Source organism: Nonomuraea rubra (genome assembly GCF_014207985.1).
Taxonomy (GTDB): domain Bacteria; phylum Actinomycetota; class Actinomycetes; order Streptosporangiales; family Streptosporangiaceae; genus Nonomuraea; species Nonomuraea rubra.
Map to the genome: position 1 here is coordinate 10,802,722 of NZ_JACHMI010000001.1, position 20,605 is coordinate 10,823,326.

At 70.3% G+C, this 20,605-nt stretch carries 21 protein-coding genes; 8 read left to right on the plus strand and 13 right to left on the minus strand.

Going from position 1 to position 20,605, the window contains the following annotated elements; all coding sequences use genetic code 11:
- The first annotated feature begins 7 nt into the window (after positions 1–7).
- Positions 8–1,231 carry an acyl-CoA dehydrogenase family protein gene (locus tag HD593_RS49220; RefSeq protein ID WP_185109779.1) on the plus strand — a complete coding sequence of 408 codons (1,224 nt, stop codon included), beginning with the start codon at positions 8–10 and terminating at the stop codon, positions 1,229–1,231.
- 217 nt (positions 1,232–1,448) lie between these two features.
- Here HD593_RS49220 and HD593_RS49225 read toward each other — a convergent pair whose 3' ends face one another.
- Both HD593_RS49225 and HD593_RS49230 read right to left on the minus strand, forming a co-directional pair.
- A complete protein-coding gene (locus tag HD593_RS49225) occupies positions 1,449–2,015 on the minus strand; it encodes a DUF6879 family protein (protein ID WP_185109780.1) in 567 nt (188 codons plus the stop codon).
- A gap of 110 nt (positions 2,016–2,125) precedes the next feature.
- The gene (locus tag HD593_RS49230) at positions 2,126–2,713 is read right to left on the minus strand and encodes a helix-turn-helix domain-containing protein (RefSeq protein WP_185109781.1); all 588 of its coding nucleotides are present in this window, start codon (positions 2,711–2,713) and stop codon (positions 2,126–2,128) included.
- Positions 2,714–2,792: 79 nt separating this feature from the next.
- On the opposite strand from HD593_RS49230, the gene HD593_RS49235 reads away from it, so the two are divergent.
- On the plus strand, positions 2,793–3,770 hold the full coding sequence (locus HD593_RS49235) for an NAD(P)/FAD-dependent oxidoreductase (RefSeq protein WP_379478753.1): 978 nt from the start codon (positions 2,793–2,795) through the stop codon (positions 3,768–3,770).
- Positions 3,767–5,008, plus strand: coding sequence for an MFS transporter (locus HD593_RS49240; protein WP_185109783.1), 1,242 nt, complete (start codon positions 3,767–3,769; stop codon positions 5,006–5,008). Before HD593_RS49235 ends, HD593_RS49240 begins: the two co-directional genes overlap by 4 nt.
- Here the strand turns inward: HD593_RS49240 and HD593_RS49245 are convergent.
- The 8 genes from HD593_RS49245 to HD593_RS49280 all read right to left on the minus strand — a co-directional run bounded on the left by HD593_RS49245 (position 5,005) and on the right by HD593_RS49280 (position 13,576).
- Entirely contained in the window at positions 5,005–7,155 is a 2,151-nt protein-coding gene (locus HD593_RS49245) for a transglycosylase domain-containing protein (protein ID WP_185109784.1), read from the minus strand. The two genes, HD593_RS49240 and HD593_RS49245, sit on opposite strands and share 4 nt — an antisense overlap.
- Before the next feature lie 525 nt (positions 7,156–7,680).
- A complete protein-coding gene (locus tag HD593_RS49250) occupies positions 7,681–8,427 on the minus strand; it encodes a phosphotransferase family protein (protein WP_185109785.1) in 747 nt (248 codons plus the stop codon).
- A gap of 144 nt (positions 8,428–8,571) precedes the next feature.
- Positions 8,572–9,588 (minus strand): DUF6891 domain-containing protein, encoded by a 1,017-nt coding sequence (locus HD593_RS49255; RefSeq protein WP_185109786.1) that lies wholly within the window; start codon positions 9,586–9,588, stop codon positions 8,572–8,574.
- Positions 9,557–10,411, minus strand: a complete 855-nt coding sequence (locus tag HD593_RS49260) for a polyphosphate polymerase domain-containing protein (protein ID WP_185109787.1) — start codon at positions 10,409–10,411, stop codon at positions 9,557–9,559. The genes HD593_RS49255 and HD593_RS49260 overlap by 32 nt, the downstream gene beginning before the upstream one ends.
- A 45-nt stretch (positions 10,412–10,456) precedes the next feature.
- Positions 10,457–10,996: a DUF4956 domain-containing protein gene (locus HD593_RS49265; protein WP_185112602.1), complete on the minus strand. Its 540-nt coding sequence runs from the start codon at positions 10,994–10,996 to the stop codon at positions 10,457–10,459.
- Positions 10,997–11,084: 88 nt separating this feature from the next.
- The gene (locus HD593_RS49270) at positions 11,085–11,747 is read right to left on the minus strand and encodes a response regulator transcription factor (RefSeq protein WP_185109788.1); all 663 of its coding nucleotides are present in this window, start codon (positions 11,745–11,747) and stop codon (positions 11,085–11,087) included.
- Positions 11,744–13,153 carry a sensor histidine kinase gene (locus tag HD593_RS49275; RefSeq protein ID WP_221525356.1) on the minus strand — a complete coding sequence of 470 codons (1,410 nt, stop codon included), beginning with the start codon at positions 13,151–13,153 and terminating at the stop codon, positions 11,744–11,746. Before HD593_RS49275 ends, HD593_RS49270 begins: the two co-directional genes overlap by 4 nt.
- A 12-nt stretch (positions 13,154–13,165) precedes the next feature.
- On the minus strand, positions 13,166–13,576 hold the full coding sequence (locus HD593_RS49280; protein WP_185109789.1) for a hypothetical protein: 411 nt from the start codon (positions 13,574–13,576) through the stop codon (positions 13,166–13,168).
- A gap of 132 nt (positions 13,577–13,708) precedes the next feature.
- Between HD593_RS49280 and HD593_RS49285 the strand changes: the two genes are divergently transcribed.
- Positions 13,709–14,491, plus strand: coding sequence for an SDR family oxidoreductase (locus HD593_RS49285; RefSeq protein ID WP_185109790.1), 783 nt, complete (start codon positions 13,709–13,711; stop codon positions 14,489–14,491).
- Positions 14,492–14,845: 354 nt separating this feature from the next.
- On the opposite strand, the gene HD593_RS49290 is transcribed toward HD593_RS49285, so the two are convergent.
- Positions 14,846–15,289 carry a peptidase inhibitor family I36 protein gene (locus HD593_RS49290; RefSeq protein WP_185109791.1) on the minus strand — a complete coding sequence of 148 codons (444 nt, stop codon included), beginning with the start codon at positions 15,287–15,289 and terminating at the stop codon, positions 14,846–14,848.
- A 679-nt stretch (positions 15,290–15,968) separates the two neighbouring features.
- On the opposite strand from HD593_RS49290, the gene HD593_RS49295 reads away from it, so the two are divergent.
- Positions 15,969–16,571, plus strand: a complete 603-nt coding sequence (locus HD593_RS49295) for a tyrosine-type recombinase/integrase (protein WP_312904308.1) — start codon at positions 15,969–15,971, stop codon at positions 16,569–16,571.
- Positions 16,568–16,702 carry a hypothetical protein gene (locus tag HD593_RS64025; RefSeq protein WP_281402514.1) on the plus strand — a complete coding sequence of 45 codons (135 nt, stop codon included), beginning with the start codon at positions 16,568–16,570 and terminating at the stop codon, positions 16,700–16,702. Before HD593_RS49295 ends, HD593_RS64025 begins: the two co-directional genes overlap by 4 nt.
- On the opposite strand, the gene HD593_RS49300 is transcribed toward HD593_RS64025, so the two are convergent.
- The gene (locus tag HD593_RS49300; RefSeq protein WP_185109792.1) at positions 16,671–17,078 is read right to left on the minus strand and encodes a hypothetical protein; all 408 of its coding nucleotides are present in this window, start codon (positions 17,076–17,078) and stop codon (positions 16,671–16,673) included. The genes HD593_RS64025 and HD593_RS49300 overlap by 32 nt on opposite strands.
- A gap of 257 nt (positions 17,079–17,335) precedes the next feature.
- Between HD593_RS49300 and HD593_RS49305 the strand changes: the two genes are divergently transcribed.
- Positions 17,336–17,806, plus strand: a complete 471-nt coding sequence (locus HD593_RS49305; protein ID WP_185109793.1) for a GbsR/MarR family transcriptional regulator — start codon at positions 17,336–17,338, stop codon at positions 17,804–17,806.
- Positions 17,806–18,996, plus strand: coding sequence for an FAD-dependent monooxygenase (locus HD593_RS49310; RefSeq protein WP_185109794.1), 1,191 nt, complete (start codon positions 17,806–17,808; stop codon positions 18,994–18,996). Before HD593_RS49305 ends, HD593_RS49310 begins: the two co-directional genes overlap by 1 nt.
- A 19-nt stretch (positions 18,997–19,015) precedes the next feature.
- Here the strand turns inward: HD593_RS49310 and HD593_RS49315 are convergent, their stop codons facing one another.
- Complete coding sequence (locus HD593_RS49315; RefSeq protein ID WP_185109795.1) at positions 19,016–19,177, minus strand: hypothetical protein; 162 nt, start codon at positions 19,175–19,177, stop codon at positions 19,016–19,018.
- Positions 19,178–20,605 lie beyond the last annotated feature (1,428 nt).

Genomic DNA, 20,605 nt, shown 5'->3' on the forward strand with positions numbered 1-20,605 from the left:
ACCAGATATGGCCATCGATTTCACCCTCGCCCCCGAGCACGAGGAGATCCGCAAGCGGGTCCGCGCCTTCATCCAGGGCACGGTCATGCCCGCCATGGAGGACTTGAAGGAGGGCGACCGCGACGAGTACCTCCGCACGATCTTCCGCCTCCGTTCCCTGGCCAAGTCGGAGGGATTGTGGCTGCCCCACATGCCGAAGGAGTGGGGCGGCATGGGCCTGGGCCATGTGGAGCTGGCGATGGTGCAGTCGGAGTCGGCCAAGACCCGCATCGGGCCGTGGGTGCTCAACTGCCAGGCCCCGGACGAGGGCAACATGCACACCCTCCTGCACTGGGCCACCGACGAGCAGAAGGAGAAGTACCTGCGCCCGCTGCTCGACGGCGTGCAGATGTCCTGCTTCGCCATGACGGAGCCGGAGGTGGCCGGGTCGGACCCCACACTGATCCGCACGCACGCCGTCCAGGACGGCGACGAGTGGGTCATCAACGGCCACAAGTGGTTCATCTCCAACGCCCGCCGGGCGAACTTCGCCATCCTCATCGCCCGCACCGAGCAGGACGTGCCGGAGGGCTCGCGCGGCGCCAACACCGCCTTCCTGGTGGACCTGCCCAACCCGGGCTGGAACGACGTGCGCGAGGTGGAGACCATGCACGGCTCCACCGGCCACAGCGAGATCGTCATCAAGGACCTGCGCGTGCCGGACAGCGCGATCCTCGGCGGCCGCGGCAACGGCCACCGCCTCGGCCAGTACCGCCTCGGCCCCGCCCGGCTGGCCCACTGCATGCGCTGGATCTCGCAGGCGGAGACGGCCCTGGACATGATGGTCGACCGGGCGCTCAAGCGGTACAGCCACGGCTCGCTGCTGGCCGAGAAGCAGGGCATCCAGTGGCTGATCGCCGACTCGGCGATGGAGCTGTACCAGTGCAAGCTGATGGTCCTGCACGCCGCCAGCAAGATCGACAAGGGCGAGGACTTCCGTACGGAGGTGTCGATGGCCAAGCACTTCGTGGCCAACAGCCTCAACCGGATCATCGACCGGGCGATCCAGGTGCACGGGGCGCTCGGGTACTCGACGGACACGCCGCTGGCGAACATGTTCCAGCACGCCCGGTGGGCGCGGTTCGCGGACGGGGCGGACGAGATCCACCAGATGCGGATCGCCGAGCGCACGATCGCCGCCTATCAGGCGACCGGCTCCACCAGCTCCGCGACCGGCGGCCTGCCCATCTGACACGCCCGAGCCCGCAGCGCCCGGGAACGCTCCGGCCGGTCCCTGGACGCTGCGGGGCCCGTCTTCCCCGTCACGGCCGTTACGCCTGGGCGTCCGTACTGCCGTCGCCCCGTTGAACGTCCGCCGTGGACGCTCACGCCGTGGCCCGTCGCGCCACCGCCCGGTACAGCGGTTCGTCGCCGACAACGAGTGCGGTAGGTCACACCTCGCCTGACGGTCAGACGGACACCCGGGGGGCCGGCAGCGGCATGATCTCGCGCTCGTAGTAGGGCCGGAGCTCCTCCCCCCGCTCGAACAGCTTGTCCAGCTCCCCCTGGCAAGCAGTGATCACTTCCCGGTCGTCGATCCGCCGCGCCCCGCTGTGCGTCCCCGACTCGTCGTACGTCACCTCGTACATCGCCACCGTCCCGAGCACGACCAGCTCCGGCAACCGCCGCCCCACCTCGATCTCGGCCACCTCGCCCGCGTCCAGCACCCGCACCTGCTCGACGGACGCGACCCGCAGCGCCAGCAGGTGCATCTCCCACTGCAGGTACGGCGTGACCGGCTGCTCGACGATCCTGATCCGCCGCCGCCTGAGCCGTTTGGCCGGACGCCCGCGCTCCCGCGTCTCCCCGCCCCCGTCGTCGACCAGCTTGAGCGATCGGTCCCAGTCGCCCTCCACCATCGCGACCCAGCCCGGCCGGTCCCGGAAGCTCTGCCGCCGTTCGAGCTTCCAGAACACGTCGTCGAGCCGGCGGAAGTTCGGCCAGAAGTCGTCGAGATACTCATCCGCACTCAGCATGACGCCCGGTATCTCATGAATGCGCTCAAGCACAATCCCTGCCTATCACCAGGAAGCCTCCTTGAGTCGAGTTTCCCCAGGTCAGCGCGGGCGATTCTGCTCCAATCCCATCATTTCCCCGCACGCGGGCGAGGCTTGGCCCGTACGTGCACGCGCTCGCCCTGCCGGCCGAAGAGATTGAGCACCTCCACCGGAGCGCTCCCGGCGGGCCCGAACCAGTGCGGCAGCCGGGTGTCGAACTCCGCGGCCTCACCCGGCCCCAGGATCAGGTCGTGGTCGGCCACGACGAGCCGTACGCGCCCCGAGAGCACGTACATCCACTCGTAGCCCTCGTGCGTGATCGGCCGCGGCTCGTTCTGCTCGGCGGGAATGATCGACTTCCACGCCTGCAGCGGCCCGGGCTGGGTGGTCAGGGGGATCACGGTCCGGCCGTTGCGGACCACGGGCTTGCAGCGGACGCGCGGGTCGCCGACGTCCGGCGCGCCGACCAGCTCGTCGAGCGGCACCTGGTGCGCCTGCGCGATCGGCAGGAGGAGCTCCAGGCTGGGCCGGCGCTGCCCCGACTCCAGCCGCGAGAGCGTGCTCTTGCTGATGCCGGTGGCCTCGGACAGCGCCGACAGGCTCACCTCACGCTGCGTACGGATCCGCCTGAGCCGCGGGCCGACCTGGGCCAGCGTCTCCTCCAAGGTCGTGCTCATGATCCCCTCCACTGTTGCAGAAATGGCAACGATAGTTGTCATTCAAGCACCGGCGGCAGCACCATCGGCGCCGGAGGTGATCGCCGTGAATGAGGCGACGAACAGACATGACGTGGTGATCGTGGGCGCCGGGGCCGCCGGCCTGAACGCGGCCCTGCTCCTGGGACGCGCGCGACGCAGGGTCGCCGTGATCGACGCCGGGGAGCCCCGCAACGCCCCGGCCGCGCACATGCACGGCTTCCTGTCCCGCGACGGCCTGCCCCCGGCCGAACTGCTGGAGCTGGGACGCGCCGAGATCGCCCGGTACGGTGTACAGCTCGTCCGAGGCCGGGTCGAGCGGATCGACCACGGCTTCACCGTCCGCCTCGCGGACGGGCAGGTGCTCGACGCCCGCCGCATCCTGGTGGCGACCGGCCTGCGCGACGAGCTGCCCGGCATCCCCGGGATCCGCGAGCGGTGGGGCCGGGACGTGCTGCACTGCCCCTACTGCCACGGCTACGAGGTTCGCGACCAGCCTCTGGCCGTGCTCGGCACGCATCCGGGGGCGGTGCACCAGGCGCTGCTGCTGCGCCAGTGGAGCGACGACGTGCTGTTCCTGCGGCACGCGCTGGACCTGGCGGCGGAGGATCGGGAACGCCTGGAGTGCCACGGCGTTCGTGTCGTCGAGGGCGCGGTCGCCCGCCTCGCCGTCGAGGGCGACCGGCTGCGCGGCATCGAGCTCGCCGACGGCCGCGCCATCCCGCGCGCGGCCGCCTTCCTCTTCCCGCGCATGACGCCGCGGGACGAGCTGCTGACCGGCCTCGGCTGCGCCGGGGAGGACGGCTGGATCGTCACCGATCGCACCGGCCGTACCAGCGTGTCGGGCGTCTGGGCGGCCGGGAACGTCGTCGATCCGCGCGCCCAGGTGATCACCGCGGCCGGGATGGGGTCGGCCGCCGCGTTCGCCATCAACGGCGACCTGACGGAGGAGGACGTGCGCCTCTCCGTCGAGCGGCACAGACCCGAGCAGGACGCACCTTCCGCCGAGCGACACGTCCTGGAGGGTGAGGGCCGGTGAGCGTCGGCACCGTGCGGAACGTGCGGCGGGGCAGGCTGCCCCTCGGGGTCTACCTGCTGTCGTTGAGCCTGTTCGCGATGGGCAGCGCGGAGTTCCTGCTCGCCGGCGTGCTCCCGGCCATCGCCGGGGACCTGCGGATCACGCTGTCCTCCGCCGGGGCGCTGATCTCGGCGTTCGCCGCCGCCGTGGTCGTCGGCGGCCCGCCCCTGGCCATCGCGACCCTCCGCTGGCCGCGCCGGGCGACGCTGGTGGCCACGCAGGCGGCCTTCGCCGGGTGCGTGGTGGCCGGCGTCCTGACCGACAGTTACGCGGTGCTCCTGGTGACCCGCTTCCTGTCCGGCCTCGCCTACGCGGGGTTCTGGGCGGTCGCCGCGGTCACCGCGATCAGCCTGGTCCCGCCCGACCGCGCCGCGCGCGCCTCGGGCGTGGTCGTCAGCGGGCTCAGCCTCGCGATGGTGGCCGGCGGCCCGGCCGGCACGCTGATCAGCTACTTCACCGGCTGGCGTGGCGGCTTCTGGGCGGTGGCCGCCCTCACCGCCGCCGGCGCGCTGCTGACGCTCGTGGCGCTGCCCGCCACCCGCACGCGGGGCGAGACCTCCATCCGGGACGAGCTGCGCACCATGCGACGTCCCCAGCTGTGGATCGTGTACGCCGCCACCCTCCTCAGCACCGCCGCGTACATGATCACCTTCAACTACCTGGCCGCGCTCCTCACCGGCGTCACCCGCATGCCCGGGGTCTGGATCCCGGCGGTCCTGACGCTGTTCGGCGCCGGTGCCTTCATCGGGCTGTCCATCGGAGGCAGGATCGCCGACCGGCTGCCCACCCACGCGCTCCTGGCCGGCACCCTGGGGATCCTGGCCACCTCCGTGCTGCTCGGGGCCTTCGCCCGGAATGCCGTGGCTGTCGTTCCCCTCGTACTGCTGCTGGGGGTTGCCGGATTCATCCTGAATCCGGCGATCTACGGGCGGGTGTTCGCCATCGCGGGCCAGGCGCCCACGCTGGCCGGCGCCACCACCGTCTCCGCGTTCCAGCTCGGCATCAGCCTCGTCCCCGCCTTCGCCGCCCTCGTCCTCAACGCCGCCCCCGCAGGGAGCGGTGCGGGCGAGGTCGGGGCCGTCCCGTGGCTCGGCGCGGCTCTGGCGGCGCTCACGACAGTGCCCGTCATGCTCGACCACGTGATGTCGCGCCGGAGCGACCGACCCGTCACCCGCGGCCGGCCATCACCCCGCGGCTAACCGTCCCCCAAGGTCTGGGTGCCCTCGTCGACGGTGGTGCCGCCATCGGGATCGCCGCCGCCACCGCCGTCGTCCACCGCCTCATCACCACCGTCCCCGAGCGGGTCGTCACCAGCGTCCCCGAGCGGATCGTCCCCGGCGTCGTCCGGGCCGGCGCAGGCGGGGTCGGCGGCGCAGGCCGGATCGTCGCCGGCGTCGTCACCACCGTCGTCGGACGGATCCTCGGTCGGCTTGGGCGTCGGCTTGCGCACCAGGTCGTGCGGCTGGCCACCGAAGACGGGCGCGGGGAACGCCTCGACGGGCTTGTTCGCCATCGCGATCGCCATGAAGTCCCGCCAGATCCTGGTAGGCGTCCCAGCCCCCTGGATGTTGCCAAGCGATACTTCCTTCCGCAGCGTGTAGCCGTTGGCGTCCTTGACGACCTTCCTCGTCTTCGGGTCGATCCGCGGCACCTCCTTGTACATCCCGACGGCCGACGAGAGCTGCGGGGTGTACCCGACGAACCAGGCCTCCTTGTTCTCGTTGTTGGTGCCGGTCTTGCCGGCGATCGGCCGCCCGCCGGGCAGCGCGGTGCCCCTGGCGGTGCCGTACCTGACCACCTGCTGCATCGCGTAGGTGGCGTCGGCGGCGGTGTCCGGGCTGATGACCGCCTTGGACCGGCCCGCCTCCTTCATGACGGTCTTCCCCGTGTACGCCTTGACCGTCAGAACCACGTGCGCGTCGTGGTGGACGCCGCCGTTGGCGAAGATGCCGTACCCGGTGGCCTGCTCGACCGGGGTGACCAGGCCGGCGCCGATGGACATGCCGTACGCGTGGTCGTCGATGGCCTGCTCCAGGTCGTCCTGGTCGATCCCGGCGCCCTCGGCGATCTTCGCGACCTCCTCCAGCCCGACCTCCTGCGCCATCGTGGCGAACGCCGTGTTCACCGACTCGGCGGTGGCCCGGTCGATCTGCACGGCCTCGCCCACGTCGTGCGAGTTGCCGATCGGCTTGGTGCCCGGCAGCGTGACCGGCCCGTTGCCCGACACGTAGCTCCGGAGGCTGTATCCCTTCTCCAGCCAGGCGGCCAGCACGTACGGCTTGAAGGCCGACGCCGCCTGCTTGTCGGCGTCGAAGGCGTTGTTGGTGAAGCTCTTGAGGTAGTCGTGGCCGCTGTAGAACGCGAGCACCTGGCCGTTGCGCGGGTCCACGGCGGCCAGGTTCGCGTGGATGTTCTTGTCGCCGACGGCGGCGAGATGGCTCTCGACCGCCTTCTTCGCGGCCGCCATCAGCTTCTTGTCGAACGTCGTCGTGACGCGGAACCCCTCCTTGCGCAGGCGTTCCCTGCTGATCCCCCGCTGCTCCAGCTCGCGCTGGACGATGTCGACCATGTAGCCGTTGATGCCCTTGAGCGTCTCCTTCTTGTCCAGCGGCGCGCGCTTGGGGAACTTCGCCGTCCTGGGCAGCTGCCCGTACTTCGCCGGGTCGACGATCGCCATGCCGCGGACGGCGTAGTCGAACCGCTCCCGCGTCGGCGCCCAGTTCTTCGCCGCCTCGGCCCGGTCGAACGCGTCGGGGCTCTGGATCCGGCCCGCCAGGTACGCGCCCTCGGCGTGGGTCAGCTCGTCCACGTCCTTGTCGAAGTACGCCTGGGCGGCGGCCTGGATGCCGTTCGCGCCACGGCCGAAGTAGATCGTGTTGAGGTAGATGGCCATGATCTCGTCCTTGGACATCTCCTTGCCCGCGCGGATCGACACGAGGATCTCCATGATCTTCCGCGTGAGCGTCCGCTCCTGGCTGAGGCCGTCGTAGTAGCCGCGCGCCATCTCCTGCGTGATCGTCGAGCCGCCCTGGACCTGCTGGCCGCTCACCGTACTCCACACCGCACGCAAGGTGCCCGACACCGAGATGCCCGGGTCCGTGCGGAACGTACGGTTCTCGACGGCGATGAACGCGTCCTGCACGTGCAGCGGGATCCTGGAGATGGGGACGATCTCGCGCTTGGTGCCGAGCCTGGCGATCTCGGTCTTGCCGTCCCGGTAGTAGATGATGCTGCCCTGCTCGGTGGCCTGCCGCTGGGTCTGCGTGGGTAACGGGGTGTTGGCGTACGCCACCATGATCATGCCGAAGAGGCCGGCCACCAGGACCGTGCACCCCACGAGCACCATCTTCCAACCGGGAACGTAACGCCTCCACCCGGCCCGACGAGACCCCCCCACGCCCGCCACCGTCCCCGCCGCCGCTCTCCGGCCCGACCTCCGGCCCGCTCTCCGGCCCGCTCTCCGGCCCGGTCGGCGCCGCGCCCGCGACGTCGCGAGCACCACGGGACGAGCCGCGTCCTGGCGCTCCCTCCCGCGACGCGCGCCGACGCCTCCCCGCCCGAGCCGGCCCACCGGCCCGCACCTCGGCACCCTGACTACGACCACCGGTCGGCTCCGGCCCGGAACTGCTCCCACTCACAGGATGATCACCTGTTTCCACGACTTCCCGGCAAGCATCGCCAGCACTGCACGTACACCCCCTAACGGTTAGCCATAGATAGCGGTTAGCCATAGCAGGTGTCAAACACCCCACCACAGCCAGGACCTCCCACCGCTACGGCGAACCGCCACTGGATCCGGGCTTCAAGGCGCCGGGACGGTGCGGGACTCCGGCACGTCACGACTTCTCATGGCAGCCGGGCCCGCGCACCCTCACAGCCGGGATCTCAGCACGTCGACCTCACAGCCCGGCGCGAACGGATCGAAGCCGTGCTCGACCAGCCAGCGAACGTTCAGCAGGCTTCGCATCGACCACCACGCGCGGATCACGTCGAGATCGACGTCGGCGCCATAGCCGGCGACGACGTCGCCGAGGCGCTCCGGGTGTCCGAGCGTCAGGATGGCGAGGTCGAACAGGGCATCACCCTGGCCCGCCTCGGACCAGTCGATGATGCCCGTGATCCCGTCACCCTTGACGAACACGTGATCGACCTGAAGGTCGCCGTGCGTAAACACCGGAGCCCACGGCCGGAGCGCGGCCTCGGCGACGTCGCGGTTGCGGGTGACCAGATCGGCGGGCAGGACGCCGTTCGTCACGAGCCACTCGCACTCGACCTCGAGTTCCGCCGCCAGCTCGTCCACGCCCCGGCCGGCCCTGCCGGTCCTGGGCGGCAACGGCGCGTCGTGCAACTTCCGGACGGTGGCACCCGCCGCGGCCCACGCCGCCGGGGAAGCGGTCGAAGGCTCGCCGAGATGGCCGAGCGCCGTCCCCTGGACTGCGGCAATCGCTAGCACCGGCGGCTTGTGCCACAGCACCTCCGGGGTCGGGACCGGCGCCAGAGCCATCGCCTCGACCTCGACCGCGAGGCGCGCCTGATCGGCGTCCACCTTCAGGAACACGTCGCCGACGCGCAGGGTCGCGCGCTCGGAATGGGCGACGACCAGTTTGACCTCATCCATGGGCGACCAGTATCCCGGGGACGATCGCCGACGTCACCGCGTTTATCGCGTGCGATCGCGCGGCCGACCGCGTCCCGCCACCAAGCGGCCTCGCGCCCGGCACCGACCGCCGACCAGGTCAAGTCCACCACTTTGAGAGGAGCCCTAGGACCAGGAAACGGCCTCCAACTCCCCCAGATCCCCCAGCCCGATCCGCCCCTCCTCCGCCAGCACCGCGATCATCGCCAACCCCTCATCGAGGGTCACATACCGCCCGAAAGAACACCCGGCCGCCGCATCCGGCGTCTCCGCCCAGAGCCGGGTCCCGCCCTCCCACGCGAACTGCAGCACCCTCCCCGCCACCCGCTCGAAACAGGCGAAGTTGCCATCACGCGGAGTCAGCCAGAGCAGCAGATCCCGGCTCTCCCCCGCCGACATGACCACCGGCTCATCCCCAGAGGCCCAGGCCTGATCGCGGAAGGTGACCATCAACCCCGGCTCGCGCTCGCCACCCCCGCCCAGCTCCGGATGCTCCGCCAACCACCCGAAGCGCCGCCGCTGCCAGTTCACCTTCACCTCGATGCGCTGCCCGTCGTCCCCGCACCACTCGACCTGCAGCCCCCGGCGCCGCAACACCTCAACGATCTCTCCCCCGATCCCACCGCCGGGCCGGCGCTCCCCCTCTCCCCGGAACCCGCCACCCGGCCCGCGCTCCCCCTCACCCCCGAGCTCGCCGGGCCCGAACGCAAGGTAGACACCCCCACCCGCCACAGCCCTCTCGACGTCCTGCCCGTGGTAGAAGACATAACCCCGCACCCCGGACAGCCCGCTGATCTCCCGCCCCATCTCGGCGATCCCGCAGCTCATGCAGCAGGTGTAGTGCTCCCTCGCCACGATCCCCGCCATCGCGAGCTCCCCCATGGCCAGGCTCAGCCGATCGTTGTCCGTGACGGCGGGCCACCCGGCCTGGGCGGCGAGATGCCCGGCGAACTCCTCGGCCACGACGCCCCTGACCGCCTCGTCCAGCAGCTCCCTGTCCTCGACCTCGTCCGCCCAGGTCTCGATCACCCCCCGGACCACCCGCTCGAAGTCGTGCCGCCCGGCGGCCACCGCCGTGTGAACCTCCTCCGCGATCTCGTCCCGGACGGATTCATCGATCAGCTGCCGGCTGGCGAGGTCCATGGCCGATCACTATGCCAGCCCTCCCCGGCGCCCCGCCGCCGCTCCGGCGACCGGGCCGGTGCACGAGATAGCGCCGCAACACCGGATGCCACCGGTTGGCGGGCAGCTCCCGGAGCGCGGCCACCGCGAGGCAGTACTTGCTCACGCTCACCGGCCGGACTCCCATCCCCCGCAGCACCTTGTCGATCAGCGCCTTCCCGTCCACCGACTTCGACTCCAGCAGCACCAGGTCCCCGCGCGCGGGGCTGCTGCGCCGCCCGTCGCGGCACACCAGCCCGGTGTCGCAGGTCAGCCGTGCCGTACCGGAGCGGTCGATGAGCGTCACCCGCTTGTAGTCCGTGGCCAGCACCGGCTCCAGCGTGTCGGGGGCGATGAGGCGCAGCTCGCTGAGCAGCGTGTCCTGGACGAACTCCAGCGCCTGGCTCGTGAGCGTGTGGCCCGGCACCCCGTCGTAGGGGATGCGGTGCTTGTCGGTGCCGCCCCGCGCGCCGCTGAGCTTGAGCTCCAGCCACTGGCCGCCCCCGTCGAGATAGGTACGCGTACGGAGCTTGAACCTGCGCCGCCGATCCTGCCGATGCTGGTGGTAGGTGAGCAGGCCAGGGGTGTCGAAGTAGGTGGAGGTGTAGCGGAACTGCCGCCGCCCCCCGATCCGCAACGCGAGGAAGCCGTCGCCCAGCTCCGCCGAGAGCCGCGCCATGGTGGAGGCGGTGACGATGTACTTGCAGTCGACCCGGCTCATCAGCTCCGGCACCTCCTCCAGCCCGACCGCCGGCATCCCGGCGGCGACCCCTGCCAGCAACGCGTCCGCGTACGGCTCAGCCATGCGCACCTCTTCCCACCCGTTCCAGAACCCGTCCCAGCGTCCGCGTCACCGCACACCGACCCTCGCGTTCGGCGCCACGTACCGGACGTCCACCACCGTCACATCCCGTACGTAGTCCACCTGCGTGACCTCGCACTGCAGCACCCGCGCCCGCAACCGGCTCTCCAGGTCCACCCGCAACGCCTCCGGGTCGGCGTGCACCACGTCCAGCGTCACGACCTGGTGGCGGGTCCGCCCGAGCAGGCCGGGATGGTCCGCGACGTACATGACCGCCAGCAGCACCCCGTTCAGCAGGAGCGCCGTCAGCGGCCACGCGCCGGCGATGCCGTTGACCAGGCCCAGCACGATCGCGACGAAGTAGTAGGCGATCTCCTGCTGCGTGATCTCGCTCGATCGCAGCCGGATGATGGACAGCACGCCGAACAGCCCGAACCCGACGGCGATGTCGACCCGCTGGACCAGCAGCAGCGACACGACCGCGAAGATGCCCACGTTCAGCGCGACGTAGGCGAACAGCAGGTCGCGCCGGTGGTGGCGCCGGTAGTAGAGGCCGTAGGCGAGCAGGACGATCGCCACGAGATCCATCGTCAGTCCGGTTATCACAACCGCTCCTTCCGCAGTGTTCCTGATGAACAGCTTGGTGGCGGGGGGTGAAGCGATGGTGAGCTGACGATTAGGCGACTCTCATCCGATAGCCCGTGCCGCGTACGGTCTCGATGCGGTCGGCGCCGATCTTGCGGCGCAGGTAGCGCACGTAGACGTCCACCACGTTCGACCCGGGGTCGAAGTCGAACCCCCACACGTGGCTGAGCAGCTGCTCGCGCGTCAGCACCTGGTCGGGATGCCGGCAGAAGATCTCCGCCAGGGCGAACTCCCTGGTCGACAGGTCCACCGCCCGATCGCCGACGTAGACCCGCCGCGTACGCAGATCCAGCGACAGATCGGACACCCGCAGCACCGTCACCTCCGGAGTACGGTCGGCCCGCAGCCGCAACCGCACCCTGGCCAGGAGCTCCTCGAAGGCGAAGGGTTTGGCGATGTAGTCGTCGGCACCGCCCTCCAGCCCCGCCACCGTGTCGCTCACACTGTCACGCGCGGTCAAAATGATCACAGGGATGGTCACCATGGACTCGCGCAACCGCCGCAACACCGTGAACCCGTCGCTCAACGGCAGCCCGATGTCCAGGATGAGCAGGTCGAACCCGCCCGCACTGGCCAGGTCGTACGCCGCGACCCCGTCTCCCACCACGGCGGTCACGAAGCCGTTGGCCCGCAACCCCTTCTCCACGAATGAGGCGATCCTGGCCTCGTCCTCGGCGATCAGAATCCGGTTCAACTCAGCCTCCACAGCTCCCATAGCGGAAGAGACATGACAAAACAGGCCCCTCCCCCGGGAGCCTCCGTCACCTTCACCGTGCCTCCATGAGCCTGGGCGATGGATCTGACGATGGCCAGGCCGAGGCCGGCCCCGTCATACGCCCCGGTGCGCCCGGCACCGCGGACGAACCGCCCGAAGATCCGTTCGCGCTCGGCCGGCGCGACCCCCGGGCCGCTGTCGCGCACCCACAGCTCGACCCGCCCGTCACGCACGGCGGAGCCGACGGCGATCAGGTCGCCGTCGGCGGTGTGGCGCACGGCGTTCGCCACGAGCTGCATGAGCGCCTGCGTGAGCCGGTGCCGGTCGGCGGGCAGCCGCGCCTCGGCCACCTCGTCGACCCGCCACTGGCGATCGCCCAGCGCGCGGGCCTTGGCGACCACGCTGACCGTGAGATCGGCCAGCTCGACGTTGTCCAGTGCCAGGAACCCCGGCTGCTCCGCCTTCGCGAGGGTGAGCAGGTCGTCGACGATGCGGTTCATCCGGTCGAGCTCGTCGGTGACCAGGGCGAGGGTCTCGGCGCGGTCGTCGGGGTCGTCGCTCATCAGCTCCAGGTGGCCGCGGATGACCGTGATCGGCGTACGCAGCTCGTGACCGGCGTCGTCCATGAAGTGGCGTTGCACGACGAAGGCGTGTTCGAGCCGGTCGAGCATGTGGTTGAACGTCGAGGCGAGCGCCGCCACGTCGTCGTCGCCCGGCACGTCCAGGCGGCGGGTCAGGTCGCTGGAGTCGCTGATCTGCTCGGCCGTCTGGCGGACGAGCCGCACCGGCGCCAGCACCTGCCCCGCCACGAACCAGCCGGCCGCCCCCGCCAGCCCCATCGCCGCCAGCGCGGACAGCCCGAGCGCACCCACCGCGTCGACGATGTCGTCGCGGTTGAGGTCGTAGAAGTGCGCCACGACGAAGTGCCCGCGCCGGGAGTCTCCGGACACGCTCACCGGGATCACCGCATAGTGGACCGTTCCCTTGCTGGTCTCCATCTCGTGGCGTTCGACCCGGGTCGCCGTGGCCATCCGGGCGATGAGCTTCTCGTCGGTGTCGAGCCGTACGGGTGGCGGGACCGCGGTGATCTTGTGGGCCTTGCCGTCGAGGATGCTGAAGAAGGTCTCCCACCGGTCGGGCGAGTTGAGCTGGAGGTATCCGATCATCAGATCCTCGACGTCGGTCAGCGGCTTGCCCGACTGCAGGTCGTACGCCGTGGAGGCGTACCGCCGGAGCTTGTCGACCTCGTTGGCCAGCTCGAGGTCCATCCGGTGCTCGAGCCGGGTGAGCAGGGTGGACCAGGTCACGGAGACGGCGACTGTCAGGGCGATTCCGACGACGACGAGCATCCAGCCCACGATCCGGGCACGGGCGCTCAGCCGCATGTGACCTCCCCATCAGTCGTCGCCGTCATCGCCGCCACCATCATCGTCGTCGTCATCATCATCGCCGCCACCCGGCCTCGGGGAGGGCGGCTTGACCGGCTCGGCCTTCGTCTTGCGCGGCGACGGCCGCACGCTCGCGCCCGGCTCCCCGCTCTTACCTGCTCCCGGGCTCGCCCCGGGTGACGCCTCTCCCGTCCGCGCGGGCTCGGACGTGCCCGTTCGTACGGGATCCGGCACGCTCCCCTCGTCGCCGGTCCGTACGGGCCTGGACGCGCTCCCCGCGCTGGGCGAGGACGACGGCGAGACCACGACGGGCCCGCCCAGGTCGAGCTCCTCGTCGGCCGCCCGCACCAGCTCCACCGACATCACCCCGGCCGCCGCCACCAACAGGCCGAGGAGGATCACCGTTCCCCGATGTTTCATGCGCTTGACCCTGACGCCCTTCGAGGAGACCACGCTGAGGCCCAGATGAGAATCCTCTCATCTGGGCCTCAGCGTGGTTCCACAGTAGAATCTTGTTCTGTACGCGGCGGACCGGCTGACGGGAGAGCATTCATGCTGGTACGGGACAAAGTCGTCGTCGTCACGGGAGCCGCGAGCGGGATCGGCCGCGCGCTCGCGCTCAGGTTCGCCGCCGAGGGCGCGTCCGGCGTGGTCGTGGCGGACCTCGACGAGGCAGGCGCCGCCGCGGTGGCCAAGGAGATCGGCCCGCGAGCCGTCCCCGTCCGCGTGGACGTCTCCTCCGAGCCGGAGGTGGCCGCACTCGCCGACACCCCGTTCGGCCCGGTGGACCTGTTCTGCTCCAACGCCGGCATCATCGGCGGCCACGGCCTCGACGCCCCCGCCGAGGAGTGGAGCCGCCTGTACGCGGTCAACGTGCTGGCCCACGTCTACGCCGCCCGCGCCGCCATCCCCTCCATGGCGGCCAGAGGCGGCGGCTACCTCCTCAACACCTGCTCCGCCGCGGGCCTGATCAGCTGCCCCGGGGACGCCCCGTACGCGGTGACGAAGGCGGCGGCGGTCGCGTTCGCCGAATGGGTCGCCATCCACCACGCCTCCCAGGGCATCAAGGTCAGCGTCCTGTGCCCGCAGGGCGTACAGACCGCGATGCTGGAGCACGGCATCGACACCGACCACCTGACGGCCAGAGCCGTGCGTGCGTCGGGCACCATCCTCGACCCCTCGGACGTGGCGACGGCGGTCATCGACGGCCTGGCCGCCGAGCGCTTCCACATGTTCCCGCACCCGGAAGTCGCCGAGTACGCCCGCCGCAAGGCCGAGGACCCGGACCGCTGGCTGGCCGGCATGTCCCAGTTCGTCGCCTCCCTCCAGCCCTGACCCCTCGCCGCACCGAACGCCTGCGTGTCCTCGGACAGTCACCACCACGACCACGCGCCCCAAGACCCGGCTCATCACCGCCGAGGATCTTGACAAGGCCGACGTCCGGAAGCCCACCTGGCTCAGCACCTTCGAGCAGACAGCAGCCAGGAAGGCGACACGACGGGAACGGCCGCTGTATGGCTCACCAAGCCGGCGGGCGCGAGCGCGGAAGACGATGCGATGGCACGGTTGGAGACCAGCCCGGCCCCGCCTTCGACGAGCGAATGTCCGGCCATGGCGAGAGTAATTTCTGCTCCGGGTCGCCCAAACGCCGATTCCACCGTTCCTCACAGTGGAAAGCGCACCTCCGGATCAGCTGAGAACGATCCGATCGACCTTGTTGTTCCAGTTGCCTCCGTAGATGTAACCCTCCTTGCCGAGGTCACGGTGGTACTGGCCCGCGGCAAAGTACAGGGCAGGGTCGGGCATCCTGGTGCGGAAGTCCACCAGGCGGCCGCCGTCCTCACGCCGGTTGTAGAAGCTGGTCCCCCGGTCGCGCCAATGGGAATAGAGGTCCTTGGTCCCGGCGACCCGGTACTGCACGCGGTCACCACCGAATTCGGTCCACTCCCACATGCAGAAGTAGCCGGACGGGCAGTTGTACATGCTCAGTAGGCCGACCTCGGCACGAGCGAGCCCTTCGGCAGCACGGTAGTCGGCCTCGCTGGCGTAGCAGCGCATCTGCGCATCGGCGCCCTCGCTGCAGACTGCGGCGTCGGCAGAGTCGAGCAGGCTCGCGATGTCTGCGTCCGTCATCGCAGGGACGGGTGCGGGCTCGGTGTAGGCACTACCGGCCGCCGCCGGGCCCCCCGCAACGGCAAGGACCGTGAGTGACGCGCCAACGGCTGCGGAGACTGCGGCGGCCTTGCGTGCGAGGTGGTGAGCTGCAACGCGAAGCATGAGCAAGTCCTTTCGGTTAAGGCGCTCGAGAATCAATCTCCTCGGCCTGTGTTTCTCAGCGAAATGACGAATCGGTGACCGCTACCAGATTCTGCGAAGAGCCGGGGAATGTCGTTGGCTGCGGCTACACAGGCTCTTAACCGTGCGTGAACTCCGGCACCTCGCCGTCGTCCACCGGTACGATGGCGCCGGGAGTCGCCGTCTCCACACGTCGATCAGCTCCGTGGCGGTATCGCCAGAGGACGCCCTTCATCTTCGTCTCGCCACCTGAGAAGGGAAGGGGTCCACGGCCGAGAACCCGGCAGCTTCCTCCTGGGGTCTTGTCCGGAACGGAGCTCACGGGCTCTGCCCGCTATCAGGCAGGGAACGAAGCTTGGGGCATGCCCGTGGCGGCCCCGCGTGGAAGGCATGGGCGCGTACGCTGTTCACCCTGGCCAGCGGTGGGAATCGCTGGTCAAGATCGTGTGCCCCCTTGCACGCACCAGACCACGTCTGCGCTGCCTCTACCAGCGGCGATGCGGCTGAAAGAGCGAACGTGGCGGTCGCGGAGCCGACGTTGGTGGCCCGCTTGATCGGTCCGCCGCGACACCCCGCCCAAGCTCGCCCCCAGGCCCTGGACGCCCGCGAACAGAGGCGTTTCCTGCGCGCCGTGGAGATGCGCCGGCCCGCCCGCGACCGCGCCATCGGTCGGGGGCTGTTCCACTCCGGGCTGCGCGTCGCCGAGCTCGTCGCCCTCGACCTCGACGACGTGCCGCTCTCCGCCCGCAAGGGCGAGGTCATCGTCCGCAACGGCAAGGACGAGACCTCCCGCGAGGTGCCCCTGCTGGATGTCACCGTGCGCGAGGCCGTCAAGGAGTGGAAGGCCGAGCGCAGCGAGTGGCCGGGCGCGGCCGGCCCGGCGCTGTTCCTCAACCGCTCCCGCGGCGGCCGGCTGTCGGCCCCCGCCGTCGACCAGCTGCTCGACGAGCTCGCCACCGAGGCCGACCTGGTCAACAAGACCGGCGCGCACGCCGCCTCAGGCCGGCTTCCGGCGACCGATCGCGCAGTTCAGCGTCGCGGCGACCATGACCGGGTCGGCCAGGGGGCCGACCGCTGCTCGAACGAACCCAGGCAACCGACCTCGCCCGCACCGACGTGACCTCCGACGACGTGCTTTTCCTGGTCAACGGCATCAGCGGAACCAACTTCGCGATGGAGGCCCAGCGCGAGCGCGTGCTCACCACGGCGCTGGACGGAATCAGGGGCCACCACAGCACTCCCACCGGCTGACCAACGGCACGACAGGCACGGGCAATCTGTCCGCAGCCCGTGCCCGAGCGGACCAAGCGAGCAACGTCGGGGCAGACTCGGCGGCAGACCAGCGGCCTTCGATCGCGAAACCTACAAGCAGCGCAGCACCGTCGAGAAGACCGCCACCATCTACCCGGCCGGACTTCACATCGCCGGCAGCCCAGGCCGCCGACGAGTGCATCTTGCCTGCGCCGTTGAGGCTCGGCAGGGCGCAGATCTCTCCCTGCTCCACGTGCAGGGTGACGTCGTCGACGGCCGTCACCTCGCGATGGCACTTGCTCAACTGAGCAACGCCGATGACCAGGGAGGTGGCGCCGAGGCGAGGATCGGTGATGGTGGCCGGGACCTCAGACACGCACCGACCCAGCTTCCCGGCTTACCTGGTGCCGGCCTATCCCTGGGGTCGGACGTCGGGTCTGAGGGCGGGGAGCCGTCGGGCACTGATGATCAGCGCGATGAGCTGGCTAGCGCCGTGATGCCACAGGCTGTAACCAGGCCGGGTAGCACCGTCTGCCCACCGTAGAGCACCAGCACCCAGGCTTCCCGGCTCTCCTCAGATGTGATACATCTATTTTAGCTTATACTGAAACTACTGTAATAAGGGGATGGGCGTTGACTGAGCAGGACCCGCTGCTGGAGTGGGTGGAACGGGTCGCCATGTACCTGGCGCGCGACGGGGTGCCGCCGATCGCCGGGCGGGTCCTGGGCTGGCTGATGGTGTGCGATCCGCCGGAGCAGTCGGCCGGGCAGATCAGCCAGGCCATCGGCGCCAGCCGCGCCTCGCTGACCTCGAACCTGCGGCTGCTGACCAGCATGGGCTTCCTCACCTGGCGTACCCGGCCCGGGGAGCGGACCGTCTACTACCGGATGGCCGAGGACGCCTGGTCGGTGGTGGCCCGCAAGCAGATCGAGGGCATCTCCTCGTTCCTCGACATCACCCGCGACGGCCTGGACCTGGTGGGTCGGCAGGACGAGCGCGCCCGGCGCATCCACCAGGCGCACGCGATGTTCGAGTGGATGGCCAAGGTCTTCGAGAACGCCCTGCCCCCGAACCCCGCACAGGATGAGGAGAAGGAGACCTGATGAGCGGACAGGCGATCGTGGTCGGCGGCGGCATCGGCGGGCTGGCCGCCGCCGTCGCGCTGCGGCGCATCGGCTGGCAGGCCACCGTGCTGGAGCGCGCCCCCGAGCTGGGCGAGATCGGCGCCGGCATGTCCCAAGCCCCGAACGCGCTCCGTGCCCTGGACGAGCTCGGCGTCGGCGAGCGGGCGCGGGCGGCCGGGGTGCCCACCTACTCGGCGGGCAACCTGCGCCTGCCCGATGGCCGCTACCTGCAACGCGCCCGCCCGGGCGACCCGACCCCGCTGCTCGCCTTCCACCGCGCGGACCTGCACGGGGTGCTGCGGGAGGCGGTGCCCGCCGACTGGCTGAGTACCGGTGTGAAGGTCACCGGGGTACGGCAGGACGGCGACGAGGTGACGGTAACCTGGAGCGGCGGCGAGGCGCGCGCGGATTTGGTGATCGCCGCCGACGGAATCCACAGCACGCTGCGCCGGCTGCTGTGGCTGGACGCGCCACCGCCCCGTTTCCTGGGCCGGACCGCCTGGCTGGGCGTCACGCCCCCCGGCGCACTACGCGGCAGCGTCACCACCAAGGATCCCGACGAGCTGGCCGGGAGCGTCACCATGGGTCCCGGTGCATACTTCCTCATCCATCCACTCAGCCGCGACCGCGTCTATTGGGCCTGCGTCACCACTGCCGACCGTCCGGACCTGCGCTACGAGATGGAGAAGGCCGAGGTGGCCCGCCGCCTCACCGGCTGGCACGACCCGATCCCGTCACTGATCGCCGCCACCCCGGACGATGCGGTGATCCACATCGACATCCACGACCTGGACCCACTACCCGCCTACGTCCACGGCCGGGTGGCGCTGCTCGGCGACGCCGCGCACGCGATGAGCCCGGACCGCGGCCAGGGGGCCGGGCAGTCCATCGAGGACGCGGTGGTGCTCGCCGCCGCCCTCGCCGGGGAGACCTCGATCGACGCGGCGCTGCGCCGCTACGACGCCGAGCGCCGCCCGCGCACCCAGGCCACCGCCCGCGGCGCCCGCACCGACGGCCGCCGCACCACCTCCGCCGCCGCGCACCGGGCGCTGGTCACCATGATCCGCCTCATGCCCCGCGCACTGTGGCTCAAGGGCATCGCCGCCGACGGGAACCCCACCTGGCGATGGCAGCCACCGCACCTGACCGCGCCAACCGTGCAGTGCTGAGAGGTTGCTCGCGAAGTGATCAGGCGCGAACGGGGTTCGCCGCCGTACGCCCGGTCGCCGAGCTCGCGCCCGAGCAGTACGCCGCGATGATGGACCGGTGGACGAACGCGGCCGCCGCCACCTGGAACCGGCACCTGTCCGCGCCGGTCTCCTTCACCACCTGGGCCCAGCGCCAGGACATGCCGGCCACCAACGTCAGGTGACACGGGGGACCCCCGGCCTGCGCCGGGGGTTCCAGGTAAGCGATGGGGGCACCGCCTACATGCCACCGCCATTCACGGGATCGCCCGCGATCGAGACGCCCTCCAGGCCGTACGCGGGGCTCGCGCCAGAGCCCATCCCCTGGCCCTGGGTCGGAAGCAGTGGCAAAATCCCGCCACCCATCCCGGGAAAAGACCGTATCGGGGGGAGCAAGTGGGGTTCGGGGCTGGCGAAGGCTGCTGGAGAGACGGCCAGTAGGACGGCCGCGGCCAGGGCGGCGGCGGCCGGAGCAAGGAGGAAACGACGCATGGGGATCAGAGCTCCTTGTTGGGGTGGACCTGTATCACTCGACGGCATTACCTCCTCACACCACTACACAACGTAACCATTCGCTACACTGAGCTTCCTCCTCTCGTTGGCCGCTTCCCCGCGCTTGTGCTTGTCAGGTGACGCGGCATCTTGCTGCAGGCCAGCCACAGCGGCCAGAGACTTGGTCAATGACAAATGAACTAGTGCACGGGTTTGGGTCCCAGGGAACCTGGCAGTGTCCCAAGCGGGCTCGTTAGTGCCGGAACGCCGAGCTGCGCGATCACGAATACAGGGCTTGGGAACAGAGGCGTTCTATGCAACGGCGGCGCAGGTCACGCCATGATCAATGGCCAGATTGGATGGCACCGACAGTCGCCGATAAGGGCTCACTCACCCGCGAGAGTTCATCGGAACCGGAGCCCGACACCGGGAAGGCGATCTTCACCGACCGCCCCAGGGAGACGGCGGGCGATGCCCGTCCGCGCGCGCAAGGGCGAAGATCGGGTCGCGCTCCACGTCGTCCCAGTCGCCCCAAGCGACGTGACGGAGGCGCGGCCTCAGGCGGGTCACGCGTTCGTCACTATCAGTCCGGATGCATACGTTTGGAGAGCACTTTGGATGCATGTCGAGCGTGGGCGACAACACCGGCATCTCACCCACCGGTGACCAGGCGAGGAACGTACAGCTCCAGGCCAACAGCTCGGGGCAGAGCCTCGTGTATCAAGCAGCCGGCGACCTGTCCGTCCACCACGGCTCTTCCGGCCTGCGCCGACCCTTGCCCCGTGCTGAAGGCGTGCCGGTTCCGCCTGGGATGAACGGTCTGCCACACCGTCCGGCCGCGGCGTTCGTCGGCCGGGATACGGCGCTGACCGCCTTGCCCCGGGCCCTGGAGGACGAGCCGCGGCCTGGTGTGATCAAGTCATGCCGCGCTCGGGCCTAGCAGGCCGACCTGGGGTCGCTTAGTGCGACCTGCGCAACGCGGCCAAGACCCTCTACACGGCCTGCCAGCCGGGGCAGAACCGCAAGGGGCGTGCCGTTCCGGCGGGCCACCCGAACGTCGTGCGCGTCCGCGAGGACCATCCGCTCCCGGACGTTCACG